Raw genomic sequence first — 11178 nt, 5'->3', positions numbered from 1 at the left:
GGTGCGGCGGTGGGGGAGGGCGGGGCGGGCGGAGCCTCAGGCGCCCGGCGGCAGCGCGGCGAGCAGCGCGGTGAACGCCGCCTCGGGCGCCCCGTCCGGGAAGGCGGCGCGCTCCCAGGCCATGCGGACCCGGGCGTCCGCGCCGTGTGCGAGCGCGACGGTCAGCGGGGCCTGGAGCGGCCGCCCGTCGACGTGGGTCTCGACTCCGGTCACCGCGCCGAGGCGCAGGGCGGGCCGCAGGCCGCGGTCCTCGAAGGTGAGCAGGCCGTCGAAGCGGCCGGGCCACGGCAGGCCCGCGCGGCGGGCCGCGCGCACGATCTCGTCGAAGGGCGTGTCGGCGTGTTCGAGGTCGGCGCACCACGGCTCGACGACGGCGTCCGCGTCCGTGCCCGCGCGGTGGCCGGTGGTGGGCGGGGCCAGGAACGGGACGGTGTTGAGGAAGGCGCCGACCACGTCCTCGGCGCCTTCCGGGCGGCCGCCCCAGGCGTAGCCGAGCAGGGGTGCGGGGCCCCGCGGGCCGCGCCCGTACAGGACCCGCGCGGCGCGGTCGCAGGCGGCGAGCAGGGCGGGGAAGCGCAGGGCCGTGCCGCCTCCCCGGCCGGGGTCGCCCCCGCCCGGGCGGCCGGGCAGCCGTGCGGACAGGACGTCGCTGCCCCCGTCGGCCGCCCCGGGCGCACCGGCGCGGCCGTCCGCCGCGGCGAGGCCGGACAGCCGGTCGGCCCAGTGGGCCAGGGCGGCGGGCCCGGAGGCCGCCTCCTCCCTCGCCAACTGGGCGTGCACGGCCCCGCGGTAGGCGCACAGCGCCTCCCGCGCCCGGGCGGCGGGCAGGTCGTCCGGGCCGAGGCCGTGGGTGTAGCCCTCGGAGAGGTCCGCGATGATCCGGCCGATGGACCGCTCGTCGCAGACCGCGTGGTCCATGACGAGGGCCAGTACCTCGTGCTCCTCCCCGCCCTCCCCGCCGTCGGCGGGGGCCAGCAGCAACCGCAGCGGCGGCCCCTCGCCCCACCCGGCGAGCGCCGCCGGCAGCAGCTCACCGGCCCGGGCGCCACCACCCCCCTCGCCCTCGCCCCTTCCACCGGGTGCGCGGTCCGGTCCGCCGAGCCGGGCGACGTACGCCCCCGGCTCCTGCGGGCCGCCCGGCAGCAGGACCGGTACGCCGCCCAGGACCGCGGGTCGGCTCCGCAGCACGGGATGACCTGCGGCGACGTACGCGGCGGCCGCGTCGAGGCGCCGCGGGTCGAGGGAGTTGCGGGGGAAGCGGAAGAAGAGCGGGACGAGGTCGGCCCGGCCGTGCGGGGAGAGGTGGCGGGCGAGCAGGAAGCGGCGCTGGGCGCCGGTCACGGGGAGGGGACGGTCGGCGTCGGCGGCGGCGCCGGACGCACGGGATCGGTAGCGGTCGAGGTACTGGGTGGTGATGGTCCACACCTGTGAACGGGTCGTGAACATGTGACCGACCATTCGCTCGCGCCATGGAATGGTCAAGACGGACCGGGCGCTTTTGGACAGGTTTTCGGTGATCGGCGGCCCGTTCGGACATGTCCGGTTCCGGTCGGCCGGAAGGGGGCGGCCGAAGCCCCGGCGGGCCCGGTCGGCCAAACAGGCCCAAAGCCCTGATCTTTGGCGTAATGCCAACTATGCGGCGAATGGCCGGTATTCATCGCTCTGGCCCGTTTTTGGGCTGCTCTGGCGCAAGGTCCAGAAGTCCGTACGCTACGGTAACTTCGCTTTCTGTTACCAGTTGGCACCCCCCACCCCACCCTTTCCGCGCGGCCGTCGCGGCAGTCGACGCTGCCCCCGACGCGTCCGCGCACGCTCGTCCAGCACTGGAGATCACGTGAGTACGACCGAGCGCGGCAGCCGGTTGGAGGCCCTCGGGGCCCACATACCGGCGGGCACGCTGACCACCCGGGACCTGATCGGACGGACCGAGAGCCTCCGCGGCGTGGACGTCCAGCGGATCACCGGAGTCGTGGAACGCCGGGTCGCGGACCCCGATCCCACCGAGGGCGAGGACTCCTTCGGGATGGCCCTGTCGGCCGCCCGCGACGCCCTGGCCGTCTCCCGCTACGGGGCCGCCGACCTGGACGTCGTCATATCGGCGTCCATCACCCGCTTCAAGGACGGCGGCCGCTTCGCCTTCGAACCGTCCTTCGCCGGCGCGCTCGCCCGGGAGCTGGGGGCGCGGACCGCGATCCACTTCGACGTCTCCAACGCCTGCGCGGGCATGATGACCGGCGTCTACGTCCTCGACCGGATGATCCGGTCCGGAGCCGTCCGCAACGGCCTGGTGGTCAGCGGCGAGCAGGCGACCCGCGTCGCCGACACCGCCGCCCGCGAGCTGAGCGACTCCTACGACCCGCAGTTCGCCTCGCTCTCCGTCGGCGACTCGGGCGCCGCCGTGATCCTGGACCGGGCCACCGACGAAGCCGACCGGATCCACTACGTCGAGATGCTCACCTGCTCGGAGTACTCGCACCTGTGCATGGGCATGCCCAGCGACCGGACCGAGGGCATCGCCCTCTACACGGACAACAAGAAGATGCACGACAAGGACCGGCTCGCCCTGTGGCCCCGGTTCCACCAGGACCTGTTGGCCAAGGCGGGCCGTGACTTCGCGGCGGAGGACTTCGACTACGTCGTCCAGCACCAGGTCGGCACCCGCTTCATCGACTACGTCAACGCCACCGGGGAGCGGGAGTTCGGCGTCCCGATGCCCACCTCCCTCGCGGTCGTGGAGCGGTTCGGCAACACCGCGACCACCTCCCACTTCCTCACCCTGCGCGAACACCTGCGGGCGGGCACCGCCCGCACCGGTTCCACCTTCCTGCTGGTCCCCGCCGCCTCCGGCGTGGTGACCGGCGCCCTGTCCGCCACGATCACGAACATGGGGGTCTGAGCCATGGGCATGGTCATCACCACCGCGGCCACCGCACGTCCCGACACCGAGAACCCGGCCCACAGCACGGCCGGAACCGCGGCCGACAGCACCGCCGGAACCAGCACCGTCGTCCTCGCGGGGCGCGCCGCACGCGACTGCCTCAGCCGCGCGGGGCTCGCCCCCTCCTCCGTCGGCGTCCTCGTCAACGTCGGCGTCTACCGAGAGTCGAACACCTTCGAACCGGCCCTCGCCGCCCTGGTCCAGAAGGAAGCGGGCATCAGCCTGGACTACCTCGCCGACCCCGCCCCGGCCTTCTCCTTCGACATGATGAACGGCGCCTGCGGGGTGCTGGCCGCCGTACAGGTCGGCCAGGCGCTCCTCGACACCGGCAGCACCGAACGCCTCCTGATCACCGCGGCCGACGTGCACCCCGGCGGCGACGCGCGCCGCGACCCCGACTACCCCTACGCCGACCTGGCGGGCGCCTGGCTGCTGGGGCGCGGCGCCGACCCCGACAGCGGGTTCGGTCCCGTACGCCACTACGCCCCCGAGGGCCCGGTCGGCACCGAGGGCTATCTCGACACCACCCGCATGGGCAGCGGCGGACGCGCCCTGATCACCGTCCGGCGCGAACCCGGCCACGGCGCCCGCCGCAGCGCCCTCGCCGCCGCCGCGGTCGCCGACTACGCGCGGGAGTTCGACCTCGACCTCTCCCGCACCCTCGTCATCGGACCGCCCGGGGCGGAGCCCGAGCCGGAGCCGGGGACCGAGCCGCACACCGCCGCCCCCGTGCTCGGCTACCTGCGCGCGCTGGAGGCCGGACGGCCCCGGGACTGCGACCGGTTGCTCTTCGTCAGCGTCGGCGCGGGCCCCGTCGTGGTCTGCGCGAGCTACACCCCCGAGGGCTGGTGAAGCGCGTGTACGCGGACCTCGACACGGGGACGGGCACCGGCCTCGGCGCGGCGCCGGGCGCCGAGGGCCTCGCCGACCACCTCGCCCGCAACGCCGCGGCCTTCCCCGACCGGGCCGCCGTCGTCCACCCCGAGCCCGGCGCACTCGAACCGGACGGCCGCCCCCGCTACCGGACCGTCACCTACGGGCAGTTACAGCGCTCGGTCGAGGACCTCGCCCACGGCCTGGCCCGGGCCGGGATCACCCGCGGCACCAAGACGGTCCTGATGGCACCGCCCGGCCCCGACCTCTTCGCCCTCGCCTTCGCGCTCTTCCGGCTCGGCGCCGTCCCCGTCGTCGTCGACCCCGGCATGGGCCTGCGCCGGATGCTCCACTGCTACCGGGCCGTCGGCGCCGAGGCGTTCATCGGACCGCCGCTCGCCCACCTCGTGCGCGTGCTCGGCCGCCGCACCTTCGCCGCCGTACGGATCCCCGTCACGCTCGGCCGCGGCCTGCTCGGCACCCGCACCGGCGCCTTCGGCGCGCACGCCCTCGCCCGGCTGCGCACCCTGACCGGACCGCGCACCGCCCCCGCCCCCGTCGGCGGCGACGACCTGCTGATGATCGGGTTCACCACCGGGAGCACCGGGCCCGCCAAGGGGGTCGAGTACACCCACCGCATGGCCCTCTCGATCGCCCGCCAGATCGAGGCCGCCCACGACCGCAGCCGCGACGACACCTCGCTCGTCACCCTCCCCTTCTACGGGCTGCTCGACCTCGTCTACGGCTCCACCCTCGTCCTCGCCCCGCTGGCCCCGGCCAAGGTTGCCCAGGCCGACCCCGAGCTGCTCGTCGACGCGCTGGAACGCTTCGCCGTCACCACGGTCTTCGCCTCGCCCGCCCTGCTGCGCAACCTCGCCGACCACCTCACCGCCCACGAGGGCGAGCACCCCCTGCCCGACCTGCGCTGCGTCGTCTCCGGCGGCGCGCCCGTGCCCGACGCGGTGGTCGCCCGGCTGCGCGCGGTCCTGGACGAGAAGGCCCGCATCCACGTCACCTACGGGGCCACCGAGGTGCTGCCGATCACCTCGATCGAGTCCGAGGACGTCCTGGGCGAGCGGGCGGCCCGGACCGCCGAGGGCGCCGGCACCTGCGTCGGGCGGCCCGTCCCCGGCACCCGGGTGCGCATAGCCCCCGTCACCGACGGCCCCTTGCCCCGGCTGCCGTCCGACGCGCCCCCGCTGCCCGCGGGACGCATCGGCGAGATACTCGTCGCGGGCGAGTCCGTCAGCCCGCGCTACCACGGCGACCCCCGCGCCGACGCCCTGCACAAGACGTACGAGGACCCGGCCGACGGCGTCGGCGCACCCGTCGTCTGGCACCGCACCGGCGACCTCGGCCACCTCGACGCCGACGGCCACCTCTGGTTCTGCGGGCGCAAGGCGCAGCGGGTCCGCACCGACGGCCAGGACCTGCACACCGTGCGCTGCGAGGGGATCTTCAACGCCCACCCGCTGGTGCGCCGCAGCGCGCTGGTGGGCGTGGGCACGGGAGACGGGCCCGGGGCCCGCCGCCCCGTCATCTGCGTGGAGACCGCGCACCCGCTCGACCCCGCCGCCTGGCAGGAACTGACCCTCGAACTGCGCACCCTGGCCGCCGCCCACGCGCCGACCGAGCCGATCGAGGAGTTCCTGCGCCACCCGGCCTTCCCCGTGGACGTCCGGCACAACGCCAAGATCGGCCGCGAGGAGCTGGCCCGCTGGGCCGAGCGGCGGTTGGCGCCCCCCGCGCCGCCGTGGTCGCGCGAACGAGCCGCGCGGCTCGTCCCGCTCGCCGGTTGGACGTACCTGGTGGGCGGCGCCGTCTGGGCGGCCACCGCGGGCGCCCCCGACGTGCCCGTGCTGCGCTGGCTGTGGTGGACCGACGCCGTGCTCAGCACCGTCGGCCACGCCGTCCAGATCCCCCTGGCCCTGCCCCGCGGCCGGGCCGCCGGATACGGCCGCGGGGCCACCGTCGCGCGCACGATGCTCTACGGCGCCACCTGGTGGCGGGCCCTGTGAGGATCCTGATCACCGGAGCCACCGGCTTCCTCGGCGGCCACCTCGCCGACGCCTGCCTGCGCGAGGGGCACACCGTACGCGCCCTGGTGCGGCCCGGCGCCGACACCGCACGGCTGCGCGACCTGCCCGGACTCGAACTGGCCGTCGGCGACCTCGGCGACCCGCGGTCGCTGCGCGCGGCCGCCGGGGGCCAGGACGTCGTCCTGCACAGCGCCGCGCGGGTCGTCGACCACGGCACCCACGCGCAGTTCCACGAGGCGAACGTCGCCGGGACCCGGCGGCTGCTCACCGCGGCGCGGGCCGCGGGCGCCCACCGCTTCGTCTTCGTCTCCAGCCCCAGCGCGCTGATGCGCGTCCGCGAGGGCGACCGGCTCGGCCTCGACGAGAGCGTGCCCTACCCCACCCGGTTCCTGCACCCCTACAGCGCCACCAAGGCCCGCGCCGAGCAGGACGTACTCGCCGCCCACACACCGGAGTTCACCACCTGCGCGCTGCGCCCGCGCGGCATCTGGGGCACCCGGGACCGCGCGGGATTCCTGCCGACCCTGATCGGCGCGATGCACGCGGGACGGCTGCCCGACCTCTCGGGCGGCAAGCGCGTCCTGGTCTCCCTGTGCCACAGCGACAACGCGGTCGACGCCTGCCTGCGGGCCGTGACGGCCCCCGCCGAACGCGTGGGAGGCAAGGCGTACTTCGTCGCGGACCGCGAGGTGACCGACCTGTGGGCCTTCCTGACCCGGGTCGGCGCCGAGTTCGGCTGCGCGCCGCCGACGCCCCGCGTCCCGCTCCCGGCGGGGCGCGCCCTGGCCGCCACCGTCGAAACCCTGTGGCGGCTGCGCCCCGGCCCGGGCCGCACCGCCCCGCCGCTGAGCCGCTACGCCCTGGCCCTCCTCACCCGGTCCACCACCTACGACACCTCCGCCGCCCGCCGCGACGTCGGCTACGAGGCCCCCCGCAGCCAGGCCGAGGGCCTGAGCGAACTCCTGCCCTGGGTCCACGCCCTGGGCGGCCCCCGCTCCTGGAACCGCCCCTCCGCGCCCCGACCGACCCCCCGAGGGGACACCTCACGATGACCGAACCGATGACCGACCCGTCGACCGCCCCCGAGGCCGACCCGGCCCCCGGGACCGGGCACCCGGCCGACCGAGCGACCGACTCCCCGGCGCGGCCCGCCCCTGGGCCGGTGGCCGGGCGAGCGGCCGGGCGAGCGGCCGGGCCCGCGACGGGCCGTGTGGGCGACGTGCCGGCCGGGTCCGTGGTCGGGGCGTCTGCTGCGGCGCGGGTCGAGCCCGTGGCCGGGCGGGTGGCCGGGCGGGCCGGGGAGCCCGCGCGCGAGCCGTCGGCCGGTTCCGTGGCCGGGCGCCGGGCCACGGAACCCGCCGCGCCGGACGCCGGGGCCGGGCGGGGCGCTCGTAGCGCGTCCGCTGCGGCCACCGCGCCGCGAGGGCCCTGGTACCGGCGGCCCGTTTCCGCCACCGAGCGGCTGTACCTGGCCGCGGGGGACCCCCGGGGGGACATGGCCCTGCGGATCGTCGTCGAGGGGGAGGGCCTGCCCGACCCCGATGACCTGCGGGCCGCGCTGGCCCGGGCCGCCGGGTCCTGCCCGGGGTCGGCCCTGGTCGCCGCCGACGGGCTGTGGCGGGCCGAGGGGCCCCCGCCGCGCGTGCGGTTCGCCGCGCCCGCGGACCCGTACGACGGCGTGCTCGACGCCGCCGTGCTCACCGGGCACACGGACCCCACCGATCCGCCCGGCTGCGAGGTCCTGGTCGTCCCCGGCCTCGACCCGGCCCGCTGCACCCTCGTCTTCAGCGCCTCGCACGCCCTGATGGACGGTCACGGCGCCCTGCTCTGGGTCCGGGAGGTCTTCCGCGGCCTGCGCGGCGACGGACCCCGCCCGGCGGCGGACCCCGAGACCGACCAGGGCCTGCTGCGCCGCCTCGGCTGCCGGGACCGGCGCCCGACCGAGGCACCGAACAGCTCCTCGCCGCTGGCCCGGGGCGATCGGGGCCCCGAGCGCACCCTCTGGCTGCGCCGGACCCTGCCCGGACACCACCCCGCCCTCACCGCCCGCCTCGCACAGGCCCTCGCCGACACCACCGGGCGCCCCGCGCGGGTCATGGTCCCGGCCGACCTGCGCCGCTACGACCCCGACCTGGCCGCCACCGGCAACCTCACCCTGCCCCTCTTCCTGGACCTGCGCCCGGGGACCGAGTGGACCGTCGCGCACACCGAGCTGCTGACGGCGCTGGCCGAGGGGCGCGAGTGCGCCACCGGTTTCGAGAGCGCCGCGGCGCGGCTCCCGCGGGCCGTCACCGCCCTGTTGCTGCGCGGCGCCCAGGCCGTCGCGACCCGCACCGACCGGTACCTGGCCACCGCCGTCGTCTCCCACCTCGGCCGCCTGGACCTGCACGACTACCGGGGCGGCGGCTTCACCGCCACCGCCGTGCACGCCCTGCCCGTCCACGCGCCCCTGGTGCCCGTCTCCCTGGTCGCCGCCGAGACCGGTACGGGATCGGCGGGCACGGCCCGCACCGAGGTGACGATGGGCGTGCGCGGCGGCCCCGGTCTCGCCGAGCGCGCGGCCTTCCTCCTCGACGCCACCCTGGCCCGGCTGACCGGCCCGGCCGCGACCCCCGCCGCCTTCGCCCGGCCCGCCGCCCCGCAGGTCGTCCTGCCGCGGTCCGTGTCCCCGAAGGCCGCCGCGGCCGCCGACTCCCGCGACGCCGACCCGCGGACCGTCGATCGGGCCCCCGGGTCCGGGTCCACCGTCGTGGACCTCTTCCGGGCGCGGGCCGCCCGTACGCCCCGCGCCCCCGCCCTCGACGGGCCCGAGGGCCCGGTGAGCTACGCCGCGCTCGACGGACGTTCCGACGCCGTCGCCGCCGCACTGCACGCCCGCGGCATCGGCCGGGAGGACCGGGTCGCCCTGGTCGTCGACCGTTCCCCGGCCGGGGTCGCCGCCCTGTGGGGGATCCTCAAGGCGGGCGCCGCCTACCTGCCGCTGGACCCGGCCCACCCCGACGCGCGGATCGAGGAGGTCCTGCGGGACTCCGGCGCGCGGCTGTGCCTGACCCGACGTCACCTCCTGGACCGGCTCGACCGGTTCGCCCCCTGCCCCGCCCTCGCGGTCGAGGACGTGCCCGACCTGCCCGACGGCACGCCGCCGCCCGGACCCGGCCCCGCCGCCGGGGACCTCGCCTACGTCATGCACACCTCCGGCTCCACCGGCCGCCCCAAGGGCGTACAGATCGAGCACGGCAGCCTCGTCGGCTTCGTCCGCTGGATGACGGACGTCTGCCGGGTCACCGACACCACCCGCTTCGGCTTCATCTCCTCCTACGCCTTCGACATCTCCTGCTTCCCGCTGTTCCTGCCCCTCCTCGCGGGCGGTACGGCCGTCCTCGCACCCGGCGCCCCCTCGCGCGCCGTGCTGCGCCGCCTGGTCACCGAACACCGGGCCGACACCCTCGCCCTGACCCCGTCCCACCTGCCGCTGCTCACGTCGGACCCGGGCCTGCGCACCCTGCTGCTCGGCGGCGAGACGCTCACCCCGGCCGCCGCGCGCGCGGCCCGGGCCGCCTTCGGCCCGGACTGCCGGATCATCAACGGCTACGGTCCCACCGAGGCCACCGTCGGCTGCCTCGCCCACGTCGTGGGCGACGAGGACCTCGCCGAGGGCGCCACGGACGTCCCGCTCGGCCTGCCGGGCCCGTACGCCCGCGTCGACCTCGTCGCGGCGGACGGCGCCCCCGTCACCGGCGCGTCGGGTGAGACCGGCGAGATCGTCGTCAGCGGCCTCCAGGTCGCCCGCGGTTACCTCGGCGCCGCGCCCGACGACCCCGGCTCACCCTTCACCACGCTCCCCGACGGCACCCGCGGCTACCGCACGGGCGACCTGGGGCGACGGCTGCCGGGCGGCGCCATCGCCTTCGCCGGGCGCGCGGACGGGCAGCTCAAGATCGCCGGACACCGGGTCGAACCCGCCGAGACCGTCGCCGCGCTGGAGGCCCACCCCGCCGTGCGCCGCGCCGTGGTGACCGCCCGCCGCCGTACGCCCACCGCCGCCCCGGTGCTCTGCGCGTACGTCGTCCCCCGCGCCCCGGGCCCCGACCTCCCCGCGCTCGCGGCGCTGCTGCGCACCGACCTGACGGGCAGGCTGCCCGCCCACCTGGTCCCGGCGCACCTCGTCCTCGTCGAGGAGATCCCCAGCACGGTGATGGGCAAGGCCGACCTCGACGCGCTCCCCGACCCGTTCGGCCGCACCGACACCAGCACGGGCACGGACACCAGCACGGGCACGGGCACGGACACCAGCACCGGCACGGGCACCGGCACCGAGCCCGCCACCGCCACCGCCACCGCCACCGGCACCGGCACCGAGCGCGGACTCCTCCGGGAACGCGTCGCCGGGCACTGGGCCGCGATCCTCGCCGTCGACACCGCCGCCGCGCTGGCCCCCGGCGCGGACTTCCAGGACCTCGGCGGCGACTCCCTCGCCCTGATCGAGATGCTCACCGCGGTCTCCTCGGACCTGCTGAACCGGGCCCAGGCCGACCACTTCATGAACCGACTGGAGTCCCTGGTCCGCGAAGTGACCCTCAATCAGGTCTGCGCCCACGTCGAGGCCGCCCGGGAAGAGGTGCCCGCGTGATCTTCATCGGAGACGGCGCCCTGCTGCGCCGGGCCGTGCGCCACACCCTCGCCGAAGGCCGCCCCGTCGACCTCGTGTGCTCCGCGGACCCCCTCGACGCGGCCGGGACCCCGCACCTGGCCGCGGCGGACGTCAACGCGCACGCCGACACCCTCGCGGCCGCCTGCACCGACGGCGTCGTCTGGTCCCTGAACAACCGGCGGATCTTCCGCGCCCCGCTGCTCTCCCGGGGCCTGCGCATCCTCAACGTCCACAACGGCCTGCTGCCGCAGCACCGCGGACTGCCCTCCGTCGCGCTCCTCTTCGCCCTGCTGCACGGCGACGCGGAGTACGGCGCCACGCTCCACGAGGTCGACGCGGGCATCGACACCGGGCCGGTGCTCGCCGAGCGCCGCTTCCCCCTCACCCCCGACACCCGCCACCACCAGGCCATGCTGAGCGGCATCCGGGCCTGCCAGCAGCTCTTCGAGGAGCACCTCCCGTACGTCGCCACGGGCACCCCGGCCCCGCCCGCCACCCACCGCCCGTCGGCGCCCTCCGCCTACTACGGCGTCCGCGCCCTGGCCCGGCTCGCGGACTTCCGGGGCCACCCGGCCTACGCCCGCGCCACCGACCTCGGCCCCTTCGCCGCCCACGCCCCCGAACTGGCGCGGGAGGTGGAGTCCCTGGCCGAGCGCCCCGGGTGACCGCCACGGCCC

The 11178-nt window shown here is 76.9% G+C and carries 7 protein-coding genes; 6 read left to right on the top strand and 1 reads right to left on the bottom strand.

The window, feature by feature from the left end; translation table 11 throughout:
* Positions 1–36 precede the first annotated feature (36 nt).
* Positions 37–1446: a non-ribosomal peptide synthetase gene (locus ACFWAR_RS25770; protein WP_385781515.1), complete on the bottom strand. Its 1410-nt coding sequence runs from the start codon at positions 1444–1446 to the stop codon at positions 37–39.
* Between the two features lie 388 nt (positions 1447–1834).
* Between ACFWAR_RS25770 and ACFWAR_RS25765 the strand changes: the two genes are divergently transcribed.
* Genes ACFWAR_RS25765 through ACFWAR_RS25740 form a run of 6 tightly spaced genes read left to right on the top strand, consistent with a single transcriptional unit; the run spans position 1835 to position 11166 of the window.
* Complete coding sequence (locus ACFWAR_RS25765; protein ID WP_385781512.1) at positions 1835–2896, top strand: 3-oxoacyl-ACP synthase III family protein; 1062 nt, start codon at positions 1835–1837, stop codon at positions 2894–2896.
* A gap of 3 nt (positions 2897–2899) precedes the next feature.
* Positions 2900–3790 carry a hypothetical protein gene (locus ACFWAR_RS25760; RefSeq protein WP_385781510.1) on the top strand — a complete coding sequence of 297 codons (891 nt, stop codon included), beginning with the start codon at positions 2900–2902 and terminating at the stop codon, positions 3788–3790.
* The gene (locus tag ACFWAR_RS25755) at positions 3787–5829 is read left to right on the top strand and encodes a fatty acid CoA ligase family protein (protein WP_385781507.1); all 2043 of its coding nucleotides are present in this window, start codon (positions 3787–3789) and stop codon (positions 5827–5829) included. The genes ACFWAR_RS25760 and ACFWAR_RS25755 overlap by 4 nt, the downstream gene beginning before the upstream one ends.
* Complete coding sequence (locus tag ACFWAR_RS25750; protein WP_385781504.1) at positions 5826–6902, top strand: NAD-dependent epimerase/dehydratase family protein; 1077 nt, start codon at positions 5826–5828, stop codon at positions 6900–6902. Before ACFWAR_RS25755 ends, ACFWAR_RS25750 begins: the two co-directional genes overlap by 4 nt.
* Complete coding sequence (locus ACFWAR_RS25745) at positions 6899–10480, top strand: non-ribosomal peptide synthetase (RefSeq protein WP_385781501.1); 3582 nt, start codon at positions 6899–6901, stop codon at positions 10478–10480. Before ACFWAR_RS25750 ends, ACFWAR_RS25745 begins: the two co-directional genes overlap by 4 nt.
* Entirely contained in the window at positions 10477–11166 is a 690-nt protein-coding gene (locus ACFWAR_RS25740) for a formyltransferase family protein (RefSeq protein WP_385781498.1), read from the top strand. The genes ACFWAR_RS25745 and ACFWAR_RS25740 overlap by 4 nt, the downstream gene beginning before the upstream one ends.
* The last annotated feature ends 12 nt before the right edge of the window (positions 11167–11178 follow it).

The sequence above is a fragment of the Streptomyces sp. NPDC059917 genome, from assembly GCF_042730635.1.
Taxonomy (GTDB): Bacteria; Actinomycetota; Actinomycetes; order Streptomycetales; family Streptomycetaceae; genus Streptomyces.
Note: the sequence above shows the minus strand (reverse complement) of the source record. Positions and strands in the feature narration are given on the sequence as shown.